The organism is Candidatus Babeliales bacterium (assembly GCA_035288105.1).
Taxonomy (GTDB): domain Bacteria; phylum Babelota; class Babeliae; order Babelales; family Vermiphilaceae; genus SOIL31.
In genome coordinates this window covers 1-18,878 of record DATEAY010000088.1, presented here as the reverse complement: position 1 = coordinate 18,878, position 18,878 = coordinate 1, and the positions used below count along the sequence as shown (strand labels likewise).

Below are 18,878 nucleotides of genomic sequence, written 5' to 3'. Positions count from 1 at the left end.
TGAATTTTAGTAAAATAACAGTTTAATACTTTAGTTGGCACCCCTAGGGGGTGCTACAAGCCGTCAAGCTCCCCGCTCGACGGGGACGTTATGACTTATCTACATTGTTGGCCGTACCAATGATAATTGTATTAGGATTGTGTTTTTCTATGTTATCAAGGGTAAGCCAAAATGCTGCTGCGCTTTGCGAGTCATCTGAGCGATCATCAGAGTGATGTTCAAACAATTTATGCAATTCATCAATAATAATTACTATACCAAACTCTACAGAGGCTTGTTCTCTTAAAAAGTTTGTGATATTAATAGATGTCTGATTTCTATAATGTCCCAAAAAAGATGTGGCAGCGACAAATACTACAGAATAACCAAGCATATGCGCGATTGCGTGGGCTAATGTTGTTTTACCCGATCCTGGTGGTCCTACCAGAATAAATCGGTGAAAAGATGGCACAATGACAGAATATTGTGATTTATGTAAGTGTGAACGTGATTGTAGATATGCAAAAATACCCTTTAACAATTTTGGTGCATTATCCAGCGATGATTCTAAAAGCCATTGTGCTGGTTTGATTAATGTTTGTGAGCCAGTCTTTACACTCGAGTTTTTTTGAGTGTTATTCCCTTGATTCGAATCATTTTGGGTAGTTGGAGCTGTTTGAGAATAATTCTCATCAGGAGCATATAAGGGCTTAAGTTGAATTCGATCTAATCCTTCTGCGGAACTTTGTGATTCATTGTTTACTGTGGTAGTAGTATTGTTGGCAGAAACTTTTTGACTGAATAATGAAAAATGTGATGAGACTATTAAGGCAACTAATGCCCATTTATTGACTAACATAGTCCAAGCCTATAGGCCCAGCTATTTTTAATTTTCTCAGCAGCAGCCTTTTCAGCGGCAATTTTTTCAGCGGCAGCTTTTTCTGCTGCCTCGTGCGCTTCTCTTGTACGAGTATTTTTCATCATTTCATTATATAGTTGTTTTTGTTCATCAGAAATAAGAGAGTCTGTCAGCTTTTTCCCGTCTTCTGATAAATAGTGCTCATTTGTGCCTACACCTGGCGTCCATACTCGTTGACTGTTGGCAACAGCAACTTGTATCTTTTGTTATTGGACAAAATGTTTTTCCTGCACATCTTGGTTTTCTTTATGCAATAATTTTTGTAATTTTATATTTTCATTATGATAACGATTCTGTCGTTGTTCATCAGTTTCATCTTCAAGGTCGTACTGCATTTTTGTTTTTATATCTATATACTTACTGACTGCTTGTGATATGGATGTTTCTTTTATCATCGTGATAGAGGCTGCATCTGGAGTTTTCTCTCCATTTATTCTGCATATTACAGCAGCGATGTTTTGCAAATCACGCGCAGTGCATGGCCCCATTTTTTCTAGTTCTTTATCCAAAAACTCATCAGTTACTTCCTCATTAATACGAGTATTTTTGCTTGTCAAAATTTTACGAAAGGTTTTGTTTTTAATTGTAGAATCGCTTATCAATGTAAAATCTATACAGTCAAATAAAATTCTACTTTTATAAGGTTTAGGTAGTTTATGTACACGGTTCATGGTTCCGATTAAAAAGAATTTATTGTTGCCTTTTTGCTTATCAAGAAATGTCCATAACGCTGTTGCTGTTGCATCAGTATCATGATATTTACTTTCGCTATTCTCAAGTAATCGATGCAATTCATCGATTACAATAACAGTAGGTTCATTGGATGCGGCAATTGCTTCTAACTCTTTTTGAAGTCTTATGGCAGTTTGATTACGATATTTGCTAAGCAAAGATGTGCTCGATATAATTTTATGTTTCCAGCCATGTTGAGCCATTTTATATGCAATAGCTTTAGCCATTATTGTTTTGCCAGATCCAGGTTCACCAACAAATATAGCTGATCTATAGTTTTCATTCAGAGGGAAATAGGCAGGATCTTCCAAGTGATTCACAATGCATTGTGCTTCTTTAGGAGAAGATTCAAATACCGTTTCCATTTCTTCGATTTCAGTTTCGCTGAAAATATCAGATTGTTTTTCTTGTTGAAAATGTGGCCGTAGTTGTTCACTGTGCATGATTTCATTGGGTAGTTCTGGATCAGGCGCATAGAGTGGCGTTATTTTGATAGGTTCATCGAGCTTGCTGTTGTGAGTTGTTGGTCTTGTTGGTAATAAAGCATTAGTACATAGTAGTAGTAATGAAAAGATAATCTGGTGCGCATGCAACGTGTGGTTACTCCGGAAGAATAAATTGCTGTAAAAACTATTTCGCTTGATTGTAAAGAGTTTTATATATTTAGTAAATTGTTTTTAGGTAACAGAATTGATCTCTTTTGTTATAGTAGAGCAGTGTCTAATTCATTTATAGAAAGGCAATGATGTTTAAAGATCGCATAGCTGATATCGATGTAATAAAAAATGAAACAGATCAATATAGACCACTTCCAACGCAATTGATGACAATGCTCAAAGAATATTTTCGCATTGGTTTAACGTATTCATCAAATGCTTTGGAAGGAAATACGCTTACTGAAGCAGAAACAAAAGTTATTTTAGAAGATGGGCTCACTATTGGTGGTAAGACTTTAAAAGAACATTTTGAAGTGATAGGCCATAGTAAGGCGTATGATTTTATGCTGAGCAAGGCTCGTGCTCATCAATTACTTGAAAGTGATATTCTCGAATTGCATTGTTTATTTTACTATCTTATTGACCAGGAAAGTGCAGGGACATATCGTAAACTTCCAGTTTTTGTCACAGGAACAGATTTTGAATTTCCAAAACCATTAGAGGTTCCGTTGTTGATGAAGGAGTTTATGCAAGAAATTCCGCAACTCAAAGCGCAGTACCATCCAGTGCATTTTGCAGCAATTGTTCATGTGAAATTGGTAACAATTCATCCTTTTGTAGATGGGAATGGGCGGATAGCTCGATTGTTGATGAACTTAATATTATTACAAAGTGGTTATGTTATTACTATAATTCCATCAATTATGAAAGCTGTATATATTTCAGCCATACGACATGCACATAAAGGTAATGTAACACCATTCTTGGAATTTATTTCTGAAATGGTTTATGAAAGTTCCCAAGAATATCTCAGATTGATAAAATCTTCTACTTGAAAATTGACCAATTAGTAATTGGTTGGTATTTGATTACAAAGATAAAGAATTATTATAACTGAGGAAGAGTATGAAGAATGTTTTTGTTGTGCTGTTAGCGATATTGGTGAGTAGTATCAATGCAGATGATGATATTGGGCAGTTGACGATTACATTTGCTCAGACTGGTACACAGGTATGTTTTGCAGGTCAAAAACAGCATCAAAGATTGCACAACGAGAGAAGTTTTAGAAGGGAAATTTATTGGTATGATAGGCACAATCCTCGCTACTACCTGTTAGAAAGATTTCCCTTTGATTATGTTATCACGATTATATCTGACCATATCAAAGTATTAGAGCGTAAAATTTTACTCAAGCAAACTGGTTTAAAGAGCAATGGAATGTGTATTGGCACGATTGTTTCTTTATTATCAGCTATACCTGGATGTGCCGCATATGCTAGTTATCAAAAGAGCAAGGGATGTGCCGCGGATAAATATGAAGAGTGGATAATGAATACTATTGTTTTTAGTCTTGTGTCAGCGATCTTTATGGCTATCGCTGGCAGTCACTTTCATAAAGTATCTCGGTATGCTGAGCGTTTGATTGAGCGATTAGAGCGTGACAAGCGTATTCTTGCAGTTTTAGAAAGAGAAAAAGCTGTTAAAGACAGTAATTGTACGAATAATTCTACTGATACAGCTGGGCTTAATAACCTGGTCAACAGCGTTGTGAACGTTATAATACTATTGCCCAATCATCAATTGCAGCTCCTGCAGTGATGGAAAGCAATAATAACATAGCTAAAGAAGCAGTGGCGGCGTAAAAATCAGATTAGTTTATAGAAATGACCCATCTGTAGAAAAATTGCAGAAGGGTCGTTTTATTGCAGACCTTTACCCGTGAAAAACCTTGTATTAAACAATGTTATTTAGGGTTCATCGGCCAAATAATTTGACAGATTGTAAAGAAAGATATAGTATAAAAGTATAGATTATAGTAGTTATTATGAGTTTATCGGATTTTTTAGTAGTTTATACATTTTTATTTTGTGAGACGTATGAGTATACAAGCATTGGGTGTTGATTCACGTTTAGTGAGAGCAGTTTCTGAATTAGGTTTTACCCAACCAACAGCAATTCAGGAAAAAGCGATTCCAGCCCTTTTACAGGGCGATAGGGATCTTATAGGTTTGGCACAAACAGGTACCGGTAAAACGGCTGCGTTTGGGTTGCCATTGATTTCGGCTGTTATGGATGGGAAAACTCAGGGACTGGTGATCTGCCCAACGCGTGAGCTTTGTCTGCAAATAACCAAAGAATTAACAGCATATTCAAAATATATCGATGGTTTTAGTGTTGTTGCCGTTTATGGCGGCGCTGACATCAGAACGCAAGTACGCGATATTAAGCGTGGTGTGAACATTATTGTTGGTACACCGGGCAGATTGATCGATCATATCAACCGAAGAACTATCACGTTAGATCGTATCAGTCGTGTTGTATTGGATGAAGCTGATCAAATGTTAGATATGGGCTTCCAAGAAGACATTGATGAAATTTTAAAATCCACGCCAAGAGACAAAAAGATCTGGTTATTTTCTGCTACTATGCAGCCTAAAATTGAAAAAATAGCGCATACGTACATGAGCAACCCGTTGCAAATTACGGTAGGATCACGTAACAGTGGTGCGACTAATATTGAACATCAGTATTGCATAGTCAGATCTGCTGATATATACAGCGCTGTAAGACGTTTTATCGATTTATATCCTGATATGTTTGGTATTGTGTTCTGTAGAACAAAACGTGATACACAAGAAATGAGCGTTCAGCTTATTAATGCAGGGTATAATTCTGATGCATTGCATGGTGATTTATCACAGCCACAACGTGATGCAGTCATGAAGAAATTCAGAGACAAAAAGATACAAGTGTTGATTGCAACAGACGTTGCAGCTCGTGGTATTGACGTTGATGGCGTTACTCACGTACTTCATTGTAACTTACCTGATGATATTGAAAATTATACACACAGAAGTGGTCGTACAGCACGTGCGGGCAAATCTGGTGTTTCGATTGTTATTGGTACATCATTAAGAAAAATTAAATTTATAGAACAGCAACTTGGTATTACGATTAAACCTATTCAGGTACCAACGGGTGATCAATTGTGTCAAAAGCAATTAGATCATTTTTCACACAAATTAATCAATACGCCTGTTGATGAATTGATTAAGCCACATGTGGCTGCCGTGCAAGAATCATTAAAAGAGTTAACTAAAGAAGAACTTGTCGAACGAGTATTTTCTCTTAACTGCAGCGAAATGTTACGTCACTATAAACAATCACACAATTTGAATGTATCTTACGATGCATCTAGAGATCGTGGTGATAGTAGGGGTGCAAGAGACAGTAGAGATAGTAGTAGCAGAGACAGCAGAGGAAGAAGAAGCAATAGCGATAGCTTTTCTGCACCAAAAAGTCGTTATGGCAATGGTAGCGATAAAGATGAAGCGCGACTATTTATTAATGTAGGTAAAATTGATCGCCTGAATAAAGATGGTTTGATTAATTTTATTGCAACATCAGCATCAGTTGATGGGGCATGTGTAAGCCGCATTTCTATGCAAAATACACGCTCATTCTTTACGGTAGAAGATAACAAAAAAGCGCAAGCAATTGTACGTTCACTCAAAGACTCTATGCTTAAAGGTAGAAGAATTCAGATTGAGTTTGAACCGGTAAGATAAGATCACTTTTACAACAGAACTATTTAAAGAGGTATGAAACTTTTCGTACCTCTTTTTTTTTAATTAATTTTATAAAAGTTCACCAAAAATAGATTTGATTGCTTTTCGTAAAGCTGTTTGATCTTTTGATGACAATTTTCCAAGAGAATCAAGAATAAGTCGATGATCTATCGTAAAAAATTTCATGCGAATAACTGAAGCTTTTGGAAGTCCAGCACTAGAAAGATTGGTAATAGGAACATCGCAGGGCCATGGAGTATTACGAGCGCTGGTGATCATGGCCATTATGCTGTGTTTAGCTTCTTGATTAAAGTGTTTATTTGAGGATAGAACAATAGCAGGGCGTCTTTTGGAGGTTGAAGAATCTACAAAAGGAAAAGGAACTACTACGATATCAAATTGATTATAAATCATAGTAATCCTCATCATCATTTTTCGAATTCCATTCATTCAAGGTTGATTCTAAGGCTTTCAAGTATGCAATGTCTCTTGGCATTGCTTTTTTGATGATAACTTGATTGTCTTTTGTGATTTCAAATATTATTTGATCGCCTGCCTTAAGTTTAAGCGTAGCTCGGATATCTTGTGGGATAGTGGCTTGGAATTTGGATGTTAATTTGGAATTACTCATTTTTTTCCTAATGGTTAAAAAATTTAAGTATTACAGTAATAGCGTAATACACTTGAGGGGTGGAAGTCAATTTTTTTTGGAGATTTTATCGTAATTTTGAATGTATAGAGGTATGAAACTTTTCATACCTCTATTTTTTGCTATACTACTTCAAATAGTATCTTTATGTGGAAAAATTAAGGTTTTTTATGATTATGAAGACAACAAAAAAAGTGGGCGTATTTTTATCGGTAATTTCAGTATATGGTTCTATGACTGCAATAAATAACAAGCTCTCGACTACCGTGCTTTCTGATGCAAAGGTAAAAATAGGTACCGCGCTCGCAGGATTTGCTTGCGCTGGATTTACTATGCTTGCTAAAAGTGACAATAATTTAGATACACAACATATATTGTTGACTGCAGGTGCGAGTGTTTGTTCAGCAATTGGAGCATATCTGTGTTTAAATAAGCTTACTCCAGAAGAACAGCTTAAGGCATATGAAAGTGCAAAAGGTGAAATTGCAAAACATAAGATATTTGAAACAGAGAAAAATACAACAGAATATAAAAAAATCAGCCTAGATTCTAAAATTACAGCAATTTTACAGATGAATGATAAACAAGAGAAGAAGACCGCACTACAAGCTCTTGCAAAACGCAAATACGCTAAAAATGCAGGCGCAGGTAACCTTCCAATTCTTGAAGCAGTAAATGATCTGTGTAAATTGGAAGGTACTATTATAAACGAGAGACATCGATTGAAAGCAATAATAGATAGCGATGGTACAAAAAAGAGGGATGCAGAGAAAGAACGTAAGCAACTTAAAGAATTGAAGAGATTGATAGAAGCTATACGAGAACCTCTTCTTGAAAATCACGATGAAATGATAAAGACGCGTTCAAAAATGGAGGGCACTGAAGTAAAGAAGCAGCAATTTACTTACGCGAGTAAGATAGGTACATTTATTCCGATGTTTATTCAACCGGTTTCAACTCTATGTATGGTATTATTACAACTTATTTTTCAGAAATTCGGCATACAATTACAATAACAAAACATCTATGAGCACCATTGCGCACTTCAAAGAATTTATTTGGAATTTTTATTGGCAAAGCAAAAGAGATTTTGCGTGGCGCAATAGTGATAATCCTTATTACATTGTAGTTTCAGAAATAATGCTGCAACAAACTCAGACTTCTCGTGTAATCACGAAGTATGAAGAATTTATTGCAGCATTTACTGATTTTCAGACATTAGCACAAGCATCATTGCGAGATGTACTCAGCGTGTGGCAAGGCCTTGGTTATTATCGGCGTGCACGTTTTTTGCATCAGCTAGCGCAAAAGGTAGTTAACGAATACGCAGGCATTTTGCCGCAAGATCCAAAAATACTGCAGACATTTCCTGGTATTGGTCCAGGAACAGCAGGATCAATTTGTGCATTCGCATTCAATCAACCAACAGTTTTTATAGAAACAAACATACGAACAGTATTTATACATTCTTTTTTTCGCGATAAAGATAACGTATCTGATAAAGAATTGCTGCCATTAATTGCAGCAGCATTAGATCTTGATAATCCACGAGAGTGGTATTATGCATTAATGGATTATGGAGTGTTTTTAAAATCGCGTCAGATAAATCCAAGTCGTAAAAGTGCACATTATACAAAGCAATCCAAGTTTGAAGGTTCCGATAGACAAATTCGCGCAAAGGTTTTGAAGTTTATTACAGAAAACGAAAGCGTTACGCATCAAGATATTTTGAATGTTGTTAACAAAGATATTGAACGCGTTGAAAAAATTATAGATCAATTACTTTCCGAATGCTTTATTAAAAAAACGATAAATGGTATATACTTTGTTGCGTAGAGATGAAACAACTAAAGGAATATCATTAATGATTAAAAATTCAAAAATACAAACATCTTTTTTCTTAGGTATATTGGCGGTACATTTTTCTGCACAAGCTATTCACAATTCAACTGCAAATATCGGCGCAACATTGATAGCATGTTTTTGTGCAGGTAGTAGTTATAAAGCAATTCAAGACTTTCCAGGAAAAATACATCCAGCAACCTTGATTGGAATCAGTTCTTTGGTAACAGCAACAGCATACTATATATTGCATAGATCAACGCCCTTAGGGCGCATTAAGCGTGCGAATATTTTGCTGAATGAACTTGCACGTCATACATTAACAAAAACAACATTTGAGAGCGACAAGGCTTTTTTTGATGCAGTACAAGATGTATATCTTACTGATGATTTACCGCTTATTAGCGCATATAATCATCTTATTGATTTAGTTCCGACAGTGCATTATGCATTTAGTTTAATTAATAAAGCTTCAGCAGAAGTTGGTAAAGATGTTTTATTGCAAGAAGAGTGTGATGCTTCATTATCGCGTGCAAATAAATTTTTCAGAAACATATCAGATGCTATTAAGCGGATTAGAGAACATAAAGATTATTTACCACAGCTGAATATTTATAAGGAAAGTTTGTTATATGAAAAGCAAACTATTGCTCAAGAGCAAATTGCACTTGCACAACTTCAGATGGCGCATGCACAGCAAAGTAACACAGCTTTGAAGTGGTTAAAGGCTATTTTTAGTTCAAAATGAGCACAATTTGGTTTAACTTATTGCAATTGCCGTAAAAAAAAGAATATTTTGTGAAAAAGTATTTTTTTAATAGGTAAATATTATGAGTATAACGATAAAAGTAAAAACAAATTATCTGGTCATTCCTGCTGTTACTTTATTAGTGATGTTTTTGGGTGGTTTTTATACGTGGTGTGGAATGCAGTGGTATAGAACTTTAACATTGCCTGCAATTATGCCAGAAGATTGGGTAATTCGTACTGTATGGCACATAATTTATGCCTTTACGACTACTGCAGCAGTACTTGCTTTTAATCGATTTGAGCGTAATAATAAATTCTATCTGCTCATGGGTCTTTTCTGTTGCAACGCTTTTTTAAACGTATACTGGTCATATCTTTTCTTTTACAAACATTTGATTGGTGCAGCTCTGTTAAGTGCATTGGCTCTTGAACTTACAACATTGGCAATTCTGGCGTTGATTTCTGATTTTTCACGCGCAATATCGTTGTTATTACTACCGTATGCTATGTGGAATTTGTTTGCCATTGTTTTAAATTTTATGATTTGGCGTTTGAACTAGAAAGTCGAATGTTTGCGTTTTTGACGCCAAAATCGAGTATATTAATTATATCGGTAATGTTATTTTTTGCGTTAGCTGCGAGTATCATTGTTTCAAAATCTGCAGCACCATATTTGCATAACAATTCGAGAATTTCCATATTTTTTTTAAAGATATTTTTGTATTGTGGTTGTACCGCAAGCTCTAAGGTTTCTTGAACAAGAGTATCAAGACAAAAACTTGGTTGTGCTCTTGCAGTAAGTGCTAATTCTATGGACTGCTTGCGCTTCATGTTTATTGCACAATTTAATTGGCACAAAGGTTCATACTGTGTAGGTTTATTTATAACTCTTTCAATAATATATGTGACTATTTCCGAATGATGCGTGTATGTGTGCATACTTTTATTGATAGTGCTGATTTTAAAAAGATAGTTGCTTATTTGTAGCGGAGTTCTTGAATGGTTTCGATCTTCTAGTATACCGTCGATAAAAATATGCTGTGCTATTTCCTTTGGCAAGATGATGGTTGGTGTCAGACACACAGATGGAGCGAACTCTTTCATACATAGAACTTGTTGGAAAGTTATTATTGTGAGTAAGACGATTATTTTAAACATGTTTCTTTATTTTTTTGAGTATTCACGTATTCGTTGAGCAATTGTATAAAAGTATCATTCTTTTGTTCTATCGCAAATTCTTTTGCGATTTCTATTTCCTCAGTAGGAATATCTTTTTGTTGTAAGATCAATTGTACAATTTCTAGATTTTCTGTTTGGATTGCTTCTTTTACATGTTTGCAGCGTGGATGATATTCAAGAAAAAGTTGAATAAATTTGATTGCGTTGATTAGCATGGCAAAACCTAAGGGAGTAAGGGCACAAGCGATATTTTGGTCAGCGCCCAAATCAAGAAGCAATTTTGTTTTATCATAGTCATCTTGCGCCATCAATAAAATAGGAAAAACTACTATCTTTCCAGCATGTTGGTAGCAATAATTAATATCTGCGCCAGCTTTTATAAGATCTTTAATTTTATTGCGATCAATAGTGGCTATGGAACAATTTAGTTCTTCCGATTGGTTTAAATAGTTTTTTACTGAAGATAGATTGATTGAATGAGCTAAAAGGCCTCGATAACAAGGGATAGAGGAAGCATTGCTGATAATAGTACGAATAATATTGGGCTCATCGAAATAAGTTCTCCACGATTCGTTTACCGCACGTATGTTTTTGATGGTACGTTCCATATATTTAGGTGTGTTATTACCAAATTTAAATGATTCAACAATTTCTTTACGAATGTTTTGTTCAATAATTTCGATTGGCAAGAATGGGTCAGATGATTGTGGCAAACATAGTTTTTTGCTTTCGCTACGTGTAATCATTGCAGTGGTACGTGGTCGCTTCATGCACATTACGTGATTGGTAAAGATAATAATTAGGGAAGAAAATATGATTACATTTTTCACGAGATATCCTCTTTAAAAAAGTAGAGTTATGAGTTGTGCTGCTGCACTACATAGCTCTACTTTTTTTACATATAAAATTTTATTATAATTTTGAATGACTTAACATCTTTATCTCATCTTCGGATAATCCCATTTCTTGCCCAAATGTTTGGAAGGAACTTTTAGTCTGATTGACAATCATTTTTGGTTGAGGCTTATTATTGTCGACAATGATTTTTTCAGTTTCTTGTTTTTTATCTTTTGTTGTGGAAGGTTTTTCGCTACTCAATAATGTTGGATACAGCGATAACACGGTTATTACAGATAACAATCTTGGTAAAAAATGTGCAGCTCTGTTATTCATTAAATTCCCTTTTTTTGTTTGAGTTCGTATGGTTTCATTCCCAGCTTCGTTATTCTCAGCCGGGGTCCCCGTGTGGAATAAAATGGAACATGGGGTTAACAAGCTCACCACGAACGGGGGTAAAAAATTAATTTCTTATTCCGTTCGTCCTGAGCTTATCGAAGGATACGAACGGTTAATTGACTACTGGTTCAAATGTTTTTTAATCAAATCATTAATCATTTGTGTATTACCTTTACCTTTGGTTTTTTGCATCATTTGCCCAACAAAGAAACCAAACAATTTTTCTTTTCCTGAGCGGTATTCTGCTACTTGGCCAGGATTTGCAGCAATAATTTCTTTTACCATTATTTCTAGTTCATCAACAGAACCAATTTGCTTTAATCCTTTTTCTTCAATAATAATATCCGGGTTTTTGTCTGTTTGTGCAACAAACACGAGCACTTCTTTTGCAGTTGGATTGTTGATAACACCTTGGTCAACAAGGTCAACAAGCTTGCCAAGTCGTTCTGGAGTAACTTTGCATTCAGCAAGCGTTATTTTTTCTTCTTTGAGATATCCCATAAGATCGCGTAAAATCCAATTAATGAGATTTTTACTTGATGTATATTTTCTTGCTGCATCAAAGTAGTGTGCAAGATCGATATCTTCTATTAAAATATCTGCCTCATAATCGTTTAAACCACATTCTTTGGTAAAACGCTCAAATTTTGCTCCAGGAAGTTCGGGCATAGATTTTTTTGCTTGCTCAAGACGTTCTGTGGTGATGTGGATTATTGGTAAATCCGGTTCTTGGAAAAAGCGATAATCGGCCGTTTCTTCTTTTGAACGCATGACGGTGGTGGTGTTTTCTTTGGAGTTCCACAATCTTGTTTCTGAACGAATCTTGCCGCCATTTTCTAGAATATTGATTTGACGTTCTAATTCATGTTCCGTTGCATCAACAATAAATTTAAATGAGTTGATATTTTTAAGCTCGCATTTGGTACCAAGTTCTTTTTGTCCTTTTTTACGAACCGAAATATTAGTATCAGCGCGGAAAGATCCTTCCTCCATATTTCCAGTACAGATGCCCAAATATTGTACGATTGAACGCAATGTTTTAAGATACCTGCGAACCTCATCAGACGTTGAAATATCAGGATAGCTGACAATTTCTAGCAGTGGAGTTCCCGCACGGTTCAAATCAATAAAGCTCTCGTTGCTATAACTTGAGTGAATGTTTTTACCTGCATCTTCTTCGATATGAATGCGAATTAAATTAACGTTTTTTGTGTTGCCATCCTCAAGGCGAATGGTAACATAGCCTTCGGTACAGATCGGTTCTGCTTGCTGAGTGATTTGGAAGTTTTTTGGTAAATCAGGATAAAAATAATGTTTGCGATCAAATGTAGAATTTTCGTTGATGGTACAGTTGGTTGCAATGCCGGCCAGAATTGCAAAATCAACTACTTTTTTGTTGAGCATTGGCATTGAGCCAGGATATCCAGCACAAATGGGGCATATATTTGAATTAGGGTCATGTGCTACTGAAGTTGGACATGAACAGAATATCTTTGTTTTTGTGGTAAGCTGCACATGTACTTCCATGCCGATAGTTGCTTCATAATCGGGATATTTATCAAGTATAGAGGTAATACGTTCTGCCATAAGGGTCCTTAAAAAAACCAAAAATTATATTAGAAGATTCAAAGTTTTCTCTCTGCGCTCATCCTGAACTTGTTGAAGGATAAAGCGCTCTAATCCTTCAACAAGTTCAGGATGAGCGCGATGGGATAATTTATGCGGATGATTGGGGTAATTCATACTATAGTGTATTATTTTTTTTCGACTTTGTATTTATCAGGAGCAAGATCTTTGTTGCTCAAAAGAGTGATTTTCAGTTTAAAGATATTTTCTAGCTTTAAAATGGCATCGTATTCTATTGACGTGATATAGTTGAATACATGTGGATTTACCTGAATCTCAATTTTCTTATCACTGGTTATCGTTTTGAGTTCATCTCGAACTGTGCGTAATATTGTGTAGGCTTCAGTTTGATATGATTTAATAAATCCAGATCCGTGACATGTTGGACAGTCATTGGTTAGTTGTTGAACAAGAGTTTTTCCCGAACGTTTACGGGTCATTTGCACAAGTCCAAATTCTGATATTTTGAGTACAACTGACTGGAACTTATCCCGTTCTTTTAATATTTTTTCAAAAAAGCTAAATACTTTTTGACGATTGGCTGCTACTGCCATATCAATAAAATCGATAACAATCAGACCACCAATGTTGCGCAGTCTTAGTTGTTGAACAACTTCTTCTGCAGCTTCAAGGTTTGTTTTTAAAATTGTATCTTCAAGATTTGTTTTTCCGATAAATCGTCCCGTGTTAACGTCAACAACAGTCATTGCTTCTGTTGATTCGATGATAATTGATCCACCAGATTTAAGGGAAACTTTTTTCTTGAGTGCTTGTTCAATTTGTTTTTCAATGCCATATGCAGCAAAGATATTTACGTTGTCTTCATACGATTGTATGACGTGCGCAAATTCCGGTGCAATTTGTTTTGCAAATTTATAGAGTTCGTTCTGGCTTTGTTTTGAGTCGGTAATGATCGCTTCTACATCGCTATCCAAATGATCACGTACAATTTGCAACACAAGCGGTAAGTCCTGGTGTATTTTTTCAGAAACTTTTGCGGTTGCGAATTTTTTTTCTATGGTATGCCATTCTTGCACCAGGTAGTTGAGATCTTTGAGAAGATCTTTTTCTGTACGATTCTCAGAGGTTGTTCTGATAATTGCACCCATGCCTTCTGGTAAATGTTGCCTGATAATGGTTTTTAGGCGAGTGCGTTCATCGCGATCTTCGATTTTTTTTGATACTCCAATACGTGGAATATTGGGCATAAGAACGATAAATCTACCAGGAAGGGTAAAACATGTTGTAAGCTTTGCGCCTTTTTCGTAGACAGGTTCCTTGCTTACTTGTACAAGGATAGGCTCATTTTCTCTAAGAATTTTGCTGATATCGCGTTTTTGGATAACCTTTTTTTCTATTTTAGGTTCATCTTCGTCATCTTCTAGCTGATGACTAAGTTTTTGCATAGCCAGTTCTCTGTCAATTTCTGAAATATGCAAGAATCCTGCTTTTTCTTGACCAAATTCGATAAAGGCCGTTTGAATGCCGGGAAGCACTTTGGTTACTGATCCCTTAAAGTAGGCACGTTCAAGAACTTCATGCGTTGGAGCTGAAAAATAGATGTTTTGTAGTTTGCCATTGGTAATAATAGCTATCCGTATTTCCCACGGATTGTCATTTATAATAATTTTTTTCATAGTGTAACTAAGTAGAGGTTATAAGTTCTTTATATTTAATATATAGATTATGTGCAATATTGGGTAGAAAAATGGTCAAAAATATGTTAGATTCTGTTCGATATTGGGTAAATTGAAGTAAAATCTGTTTTTTTAAGGATAGTTCTAATGAAAAAAATGTCTCTTTTAGTCCTTGCTCTTGTTATGGCTCTACCAGGTTGTGGTAAAAAGAATGAGTCAGCACAGCCAATAAGAAAAAATTCTATTCAGAAATATGCCGACATTCCTAGCGACAAAGACATAGTTGAACTAGACGACCAAGAAGATCTAGACATCGACATGGATGACCTGGATGATTTAGACGACTTAGACGATCTAGATATTGATGATTTATTGAGAGATATTGAAGCTAGTGAAGACGATGAAGATGACGATGAAGATAAAGTTATTGTCCTAGAAGATGAAGATGATATGGATGAGGTAGAAGTAGGTGATGAATATTCATGGATAGATGCTCAAACTGATGATGAATTTAGAAAACTTTACTTCTCATTCAACCATTATGGAATCAGACCTGATCAAAAAGAAGCAGTAGCTTATGATATTGAACAAGTAAAACAATTGCTTTCTGAAGGTGGTAGTTCGCAACCGACTGTGGTTATCGAAGGGCATGCGTGTCAGGAAGGTACTCCAGTATACAACTTAGCATTGTCAGAAAAACGTGCGAAAAATGTAGCAGATCTTTTTGTATCTGCTGGTGTTGATAGAAGCTTTATCAAAGTTATTGGTCGTGGCCAAGAATGCCCAGTAATGAAAAATGGTAGAGTGATTAACGGATCACGTGAAGACCGTGCGCCAAACCGTCGTGTTGAAGTTCGTGTAATTTATACATAAACAACATCACTTATTTAGAAAATATATCCGCATATTTGGTAAATCCAGGTATGCGGATTTCTTATTGGGTTACTAGTATGTGTTTAATGAGTTTTTTAACTTCTTTGGGACAATTTTTCTTTTCTAATATCTGAATATTATTTTTGTATGTTCTAATCTGATCGCTGTTTTCAATTATTGTTGTAACAAGTGGTGCTACTTCATCGTAACTTTTTATAGAATCACCAAAATTATGTTTTTTAATAAAGTGATGATTAAATTCTTCCCAAGGAAGCAATGTTGATGTTGCATCAAGAAGCAGAGGTAGATTCATGTAGAGTGCTTCGCAAACACTTAGTGTTCCCGATTTTGAGATAAATAGATCTGACATTGTCATGTAATCTGCAATATGCTCAGTAAAACCGACAATTGTTAGTGAAATATGTGGTGGAATGGATAGTTTTTCAAGATCTTCTCTACTTTGCTCATTTTTTCCAATACATGCAATAAGATGAAGGGGTGTGTTTACTTTAAGTAATTCGGCTACATAATTTTTCATTTCATCAGATCCATGCGATCCCATCAGAAGCATGATAACAGGTTTATTACTATCAATGACATATTTTTTTCTGAGCCTAAATTTGTTTTTGTTGATGAAAAAATCTGTTCGTAGCGGTGCACCAATGATAAAAGTTTGATCTGCCGGTATACCAGAATTTTTTAGTGGAGCTTTTATTTCCTCATCGTCAAAAGGGAGACTCACATAGAATTTTTTGTACGTTGGCTGTGCAATTTTAATGATATAAGGATTCACATCCAAATCGGTTGGCATGAGTAAGAAAGGAATGTTCAATTCTTGCGCAGCATCAAGCACAATATTATTGATGATAGGTATAACTGAGATAACTAAATCAGGCTTAGTTTTTATAAAGTAATCGCGCAATATGGCATGAATGGTTTTTTTCTGCATTTGGATGTACCATACGCCAAAGTGATAAATCCATCCCAAAACACGAAAGTATTTTCCTGGGATAAACCAATTATAGAATTCTTCTCCTGAATGGCGTTTAAGTGTTAAGTAATTCAGTGGATCAAGAGGTGTGAATAATTCTTTAAAGGCATAGCACGACTGTACGTCGTAATCATTTTTTAAATAACTCTCCAAAGCATTGCTTGCTGCAAGATTGCCTCCGCCTCCAAAACTAGTCAAAATGAGAATCTTTTTTTTGCTGCTTATAGTACTTCTAACATAAACAATAGTTCCGGATGTTAAACTAAGCAATAGTGCTGATAATAATATGTGCTTTATTTTTATCATATTCACTCACCATAGAATCTAATCTTTTTACTCAGACCTTGCGTATATGGTTCACCAACAAAGAAAGGGCGTAGTTTTTTTACAAAATATGGACGTAGTTTTATGTGAGCTGGGTGGTACGTTTTTGTTTTTGGACTGAGCACAAAAGCTTTAATAGTAAGATCATTTACTTTCTTGCTTTGAGCAAACGTTTCTTCAAGAACAGTCCATTTGACGACAGCTATACGGTCTTTTTCTTTTAAATGAACGTCTGTTGCGTTGTGTCGTGCTTGGTAAAAACTATCTAAGAATTTTGTTTTATAACAATCAAAGTCTGTGATATAGGTAACGTTTTTTGCGCGTCCTTGTGAATGGGCTACGATGTATCCGGTATTATTTGTTGTGTTGATATCGATATAATCTTGCACCTCTGCAATAGTCAATCCAATAGTTTCTCCTAAAATTGCTTCTTCATAAAATTCCCGCGCAGCGGTGATAACTGGATGACCTTCACCTTTGTCTCTGCTGCCACCAAAATCATCATACGTGCCACGAGATTTTCCAAATGCTTCTCTAGATAGAATGACATAGGCATCATTATCATACGTAACTACCGGTAGTACTGATGCTGACCTATAAGCATAACTAGACAGTCTACTGTCAGCGTTGGTATTAACGCACGACGTTAAACCAAGTAATAGCGCTAATGGTAATAATATAGATTGTTTTTTTAACATCACACTTCCTGTGTTTTTAATTATAACAATTCAATTAGTACTATTATAATAGCAGGGTCATAGGCAAAATAGGAACAATTTAGGGATTATTTTTGTGAAGGGCTTATTATTTACCGACGCAAAATTCACGAAACACAGTATCCATACCAGCTTCGCTGATTGTTTTGCCAGTTAACTCCGATAGGGTGGTCAAAGCGTCTTGCAGATGATATGAAACAAGTTCATAGCTTGTATTTGCGGTAAGCATGCTCAGTACGGTTGTGAGCTGCTTCTCAAGTAAAATAAGCGCATTAAAATGGCGATGATTAAGCAAGAATGGTGATCCAATAGACTGGAATAAGGTAGTAATTTTGTCTTGAATTGCATTTTCAATTGTGTGGACACTATTTTTATCGTTGTTGCTTGCAGCGTAGGTTTTTTTATTGTGGATAATAGAATTGGAGTGCTGCGGTAGATCTGATTTGTTACTGATGATGATAGTTTTGTCATGATAATCGTTCAGCAGTTGTTGATATACCGCGGTTTCGGCAGTTGAGAGTTTTTGTGAGCCATCAAACACCAGCACAATAATATCAGCCTTGTGAGCTTCTTCGTGCGATCGGTTGATGCCCATCTGTTCAATAATATTATTCGTTGTACGTATGCCTGCCGTATCAATCAGCGTCCAATAGTTACCATTTTTGTATAATCCAGCCTCAATAACATCGCGCGTTGTTCCTGCAATATCGGTCACAATAGCGCGTTCTTTGTTGAGCAGTGCATTAAACAGTGATGATTTGCCAGCATTCACAGACCCAATAATAGCAATACGAATACCGCTTCTGATCTGTTGTTGTTGATTAAATGTGGTTTTAAGATTACTGGTTGTTGCAAGTACATGCTCAATGATTTCTTTGATCTGAAGATTGAATTCCATGTTTTCTTCATCAAGGAATTCAAAGCTAGCTTCTGAAAGTGCTAATGCTTTGATTAATTGCTTTTCTATTGATGCAATCCATTGTGTAAAGCTGCCTTCAAGTTGCGATAAAGATTGTTTGAGTGCAAGTTGTGTGTTTGCATGAATAAGATCATTAATTGCTTCAGCTTGAACAATATCAATTTTATTATTGAGTACTGCGCGGCGAGAAAACTCACCTTCTTGTGCAAGGCGCGCACCAGCATTGATAGCTGTAGAAAGAATGTTTTGTACAATAAATGGATTGTTATGGCACGTAATTT

The 18,878-nt window shown here is 35.7% G+C and carries 21 protein-coding genes; 8 read left to right on the top strand and 13 right to left on the bottom strand.

Features of this window, described 5'->3' with window-relative positions:
- Nucleotides 1–88: 88 nt before the first annotated feature.
- The 3 genes from VJJ26_05620 to VJJ26_05610 form a co-directional block, all read right to left on the bottom strand.
- The gene (locus VJJ26_05620) at nt 89–838 is read right to left on the bottom strand and encodes an ATP-binding protein (GenBank protein HLC07628.1); all 750 of its coding nucleotides are present in this window, start codon (nt 836–838) and stop codon (nt 89–91) included.
- Nucleotides 832–960, bottom strand: a complete 129-nt coding sequence (locus VJJ26_05615; protein ID HLC07627.1) for a hypothetical protein — start codon at nt 958–960, stop codon at nt 832–834. Before VJJ26_05615 ends, VJJ26_05620 begins: the two co-directional genes overlap by 7 nt.
- A 144-nt stretch (nt 961–1,104) precedes the next feature.
- Nucleotides 1,105–2,223 (bottom strand): ATP-binding protein, encoded by a 1,119-nt coding sequence (locus tag VJJ26_05610; protein HLC07626.1) that lies wholly within the window; start codon nt 2,221–2,223, stop codon nt 1,105–1,107.
- A 149-nt stretch (nt 2,224–2,372) separates the two neighbouring features.
- Here VJJ26_05610 and VJJ26_05605 point away from each other — a divergent pair, with 149 nt between their 5' ends.
- The 3 genes from VJJ26_05605 to VJJ26_05595 all read left to right on the top strand — a co-directional run bounded on the left by VJJ26_05605 (nt 2,373) and on the right by VJJ26_05595 (nt 5,855).
- On the top strand, nt 2,373–3,122 hold the full coding sequence (locus tag VJJ26_05605) for a Fic family protein (protein HLC07625.1): 750 nt from the start codon (nt 2,373–2,375) through the stop codon (nt 3,120–3,122).
- Nucleotides 3,123–3,192: 70 nt separating this feature from the next.
- Nucleotides 3,193–3,885: a hypothetical protein gene (locus VJJ26_05600; GenBank protein HLC07624.1), complete on the top strand. Its 693-nt coding sequence runs from the start codon at nt 3,193–3,195 to the stop codon at nt 3,883–3,885.
- Between the two features lie 278 nt (nt 3,886–4,163).
- Complete coding sequence (locus tag VJJ26_05595) at nt 4,164–5,855, top strand: DEAD/DEAH box helicase (GenBank protein HLC07623.1); 1,692 nt, start codon at nt 4,164–4,166, stop codon at nt 5,853–5,855.
- 69 nt (nt 5,856–5,924) lie between these two features.
- On the opposite strand, the gene VJJ26_05590 is transcribed toward VJJ26_05595, so the two are convergent.
- Complete coding sequence (locus VJJ26_05590) at nt 5,925–6,269, bottom strand: type II toxin-antitoxin system PemK/MazF family toxin (protein ID HLC07622.1); 345 nt, start codon at nt 6,267–6,269, stop codon at nt 5,925–5,927.
- Entirely contained in the window at nt 6,259–6,486 is a 228-nt protein-coding gene (locus VJJ26_05585) for a type II toxin-antitoxin system PrlF family antitoxin (protein ID HLC07621.1), read from the bottom strand. Before VJJ26_05585 ends, VJJ26_05590 begins: the two co-directional genes overlap by 11 nt.
- Nucleotides 6,487–6,674: 188 nt before the next feature.
- Between VJJ26_05585 and VJJ26_05580 the strand changes: the two genes are divergently transcribed.
- From VJJ26_05580 to VJJ26_05565, 4 genes are all read left to right on the top strand, one after another.
- A complete protein-coding gene (locus VJJ26_05580) occupies nt 6,675–7,520 on the top strand; it encodes a hypothetical protein (protein ID HLC07620.1) in 846 nt (281 codons plus the stop codon).
- Nucleotides 7,521–7,530: 10 nt separating this feature from the next.
- On the top strand, nt 7,531–8,340 hold the full coding sequence (locus VJJ26_05575; protein ID HLC07619.1) for a hypothetical protein: 810 nt from the start codon (nt 7,531–7,533) through the stop codon (nt 8,338–8,340).
- A 28-nt stretch (nt 8,341–8,368) separates the two neighbouring features.
- The gene (locus VJJ26_05570; GenBank protein HLC07618.1) at nt 8,369–9,094 is read left to right on the top strand and encodes a hypothetical protein; all 726 of its coding nucleotides are present in this window, start codon (nt 8,369–8,371) and stop codon (nt 9,092–9,094) included.
- An 82-nt stretch (nt 9,095–9,176) separates the two neighbouring features.
- A complete protein-coding gene (locus VJJ26_05565) occupies nt 9,177–9,656 on the top strand; it encodes a TspO/MBR family protein (protein HLC07617.1) in 480 nt (159 codons plus the stop codon).
- Here VJJ26_05565 and VJJ26_05560 read toward each other — a convergent pair.
- The 5 genes from VJJ26_05560 to VJJ26_05540 all read right to left on the bottom strand — a co-directional run bounded on the left by VJJ26_05560 (nt 9,634) and on the right by VJJ26_05540 (nt 14,774).
- Entirely contained in the window at nt 9,634–10,200 is a 567-nt protein-coding gene (locus VJJ26_05560) for a hypothetical protein (protein HLC07616.1), read from the bottom strand. The genes VJJ26_05565 and VJJ26_05560 overlap by 23 nt on opposite strands.
- Nucleotides 10,201–10,241: 41 nt before the next feature.
- The gene (locus VJJ26_05555; protein ID HLC07615.1) at nt 10,242–11,045 is read right to left on the bottom strand and encodes a hypothetical protein; all 804 of its coding nucleotides are present in this window, start codon (nt 11,043–11,045) and stop codon (nt 10,242–10,244) included.
- 142 nt (nt 11,046–11,187) lie between these two features.
- The gene (locus tag VJJ26_05550; GenBank protein ID HLC07614.1) at nt 11,188–11,448 is read right to left on the bottom strand and encodes a hypothetical protein; all 261 of its coding nucleotides are present in this window, start codon (nt 11,446–11,448) and stop codon (nt 11,188–11,190) included.
- A gap of 183 nt (nt 11,449–11,631) precedes the next feature.
- Complete coding sequence (gene gatB / locus VJJ26_05545) at nt 11,632–13,098, bottom strand: Asp-tRNA(Asn)/Glu-tRNA(Gln) amidotransferase subunit GatB (GenBank protein ID HLC07613.1); 1,467 nt, start codon at nt 13,096–13,098, stop codon at nt 11,632–11,634.
- A 167-nt stretch (nt 13,099–13,265) separates the two neighbouring features.
- A complete protein-coding gene (locus tag VJJ26_05540) occupies nt 13,266–14,774 on the bottom strand; it encodes an Rne/Rng family ribonuclease (GenBank protein HLC07612.1) in 1,509 nt (502 codons plus the stop codon).
- 147 nt (nt 14,775–14,921) lie between these two features.
- Here VJJ26_05540 and VJJ26_05535 point away from each other — a divergent pair, with 147 nt between their 5' ends.
- Nucleotides 14,922–15,647 (top strand): OmpA family protein, encoded by a 726-nt coding sequence (locus tag VJJ26_05535; GenBank protein ID HLC07611.1) that lies wholly within the window; start codon nt 14,922–14,924, stop codon nt 15,645–15,647.
- Between the two features lie 61 nt (nt 15,648–15,708).
- Here the strand turns inward: VJJ26_05535 and VJJ26_05530 are convergent, their stop codons facing one another.
- The 3 genes from VJJ26_05530 to mnmE all read right to left on the bottom strand — a co-directional run.
- Nucleotides 15,709–16,944: a glycosyltransferase gene (locus VJJ26_05530; protein HLC07610.1), complete on the bottom strand. Its 1,236-nt coding sequence runs from the start codon at nt 16,942–16,944 to the stop codon at nt 15,709–15,711.
- A gap of 2 nt (nt 16,945–16,946) precedes the next feature.
- Nucleotides 16,947–17,660, bottom strand: a complete 714-nt coding sequence (locus tag VJJ26_05525) for an NUDIX hydrolase (protein ID HLC07609.1) — start codon at nt 17,658–17,660, stop codon at nt 16,947–16,949.
- Nucleotides 17,661–17,766: 106 nt separating this feature from the next.
- A partial coding sequence (gene mnmE, locus VJJ26_05520) for a tRNA uridine-5-carboxymethylaminomethyl(34) synthesis GTPase MnmE (GenBank protein HLC07608.1) occupies nt 17,767–18,878 on the bottom strand: 1,112 nt, incomplete at its 5' end.

What these genes read in the sequence shown, in the direction of transcription:
- VJJ26_05550 (HLC07614.1), bottom strand. Translation starts at nt 11,448, where the DNA reads ATGAATAACAGAGCTGCACATTTTTTACCAAGATTGTTATCTGTAATA.
- VJJ26_05560 (HLC07616.1), bottom strand. Translation starts at nt 10,200, where the DNA reads ATGAAAGAGTTCGCTCCATCTGTGTGTCTGACACCAACCATCATCTTG.
- VJJ26_05600 (HLC07624.1), top strand. Translation starts at nt 3,193, where the DNA reads ATGAAGAATGTTTTTGTTGTGCTGTTAGCGATATTGGTGAGTAGTATC.
- VJJ26_05620 (HLC07628.1), bottom strand. Translation starts at nt 838, where the DNA reads ATGTTAGTCAATAAATGGGCATTAGTTGCCTTAATAGTCTCATCACAT.
- VJJ26_05540 (HLC07612.1), bottom strand. Translation starts at nt 14,774, where the DNA reads ATGAAAAAAATTATTATAAATGACAATCCGTGGGAAATACGGATAGCT.
- gatB (HLC07613.1), bottom strand. Translation starts at nt 13,098, where the DNA reads ATGGCAGAACGTATTACCTCTATACTTGATAAATATCCCGATTATGAA.
- VJJ26_05585 (HLC07621.1), bottom strand. Translation starts at nt 6,486, where the DNA reads ATGAGTAATTCCAAATTAACATCCAAATTCCAAGCCACTATCCCACAA.
- VJJ26_05525 (HLC07609.1), bottom strand. Translation starts at nt 17,660, where the DNA reads ATGTTAAAAAAACAATCTATATTATTACCATTAGCGCTATTACTTGGT.
- VJJ26_05590 (HLC07622.1), bottom strand. Translation starts at nt 6,269, where the DNA reads ATGATTTATAATCAATTTGATATCGTAGTAGTTCCTTTTCCTTTTGTA.
- VJJ26_05555 (HLC07615.1), bottom strand. Translation starts at nt 11,045, where the DNA reads ATGAAGCGACCACGTACCACTGCAATGATTACACGTAGCGAAAGCAAA.
- VJJ26_05605 (HLC07625.1), top strand. Translation starts at nt 2,373, where the DNA reads ATGATGTTTAAAGATCGCATAGCTGATATCGATGTAATAAAAAATGAA.
- VJJ26_05580 (HLC07620.1), top strand. Translation starts at nt 6,675, where the DNA reads ATGATTATGAAGACAACAAAAAAAGTGGGCGTATTTTTATCGGTAATT.
- VJJ26_05565 (HLC07617.1), top strand. Translation starts at nt 9,177, where the DNA reads ATGAGTATAACGATAAAAGTAAAAACAAATTATCTGGTCATTCCTGCT.
- VJJ26_05575 (HLC07619.1), top strand. Translation starts at nt 7,531, where the DNA reads ATGAGCACCATTGCGCACTTCAAAGAATTTATTTGGAATTTTTATTGG.
- VJJ26_05595 (HLC07623.1), top strand. Translation starts at nt 4,164, where the DNA reads ATGAGTATACAAGCATTGGGTGTTGATTCACGTTTAGTGAGAGCAGTT.
- VJJ26_05530 (HLC07610.1), bottom strand. Translation starts at nt 16,944, where the DNA reads ATGATAAAAATAAAGCACATATTATTATCAGCACTATTGCTTAGTTTA.
- VJJ26_05615 (HLC07627.1), bottom strand. Translation starts at nt 960, where the DNA reads ATGAAAAATACTCGTACAAGAGAAGCGCACGAGGCAGCAGAAAAAGCT.
- VJJ26_05535 (HLC07611.1), top strand. Translation starts at nt 14,922, where the DNA reads ATGAAAAAAATGTCTCTTTTAGTCCTTGCTCTTGTTATGGCTCTACCA.
- VJJ26_05570 (HLC07618.1), top strand. Translation starts at nt 8,369, where the DNA reads ATGATTAAAAATTCAAAAATACAAACATCTTTTTTCTTAGGTATATTG.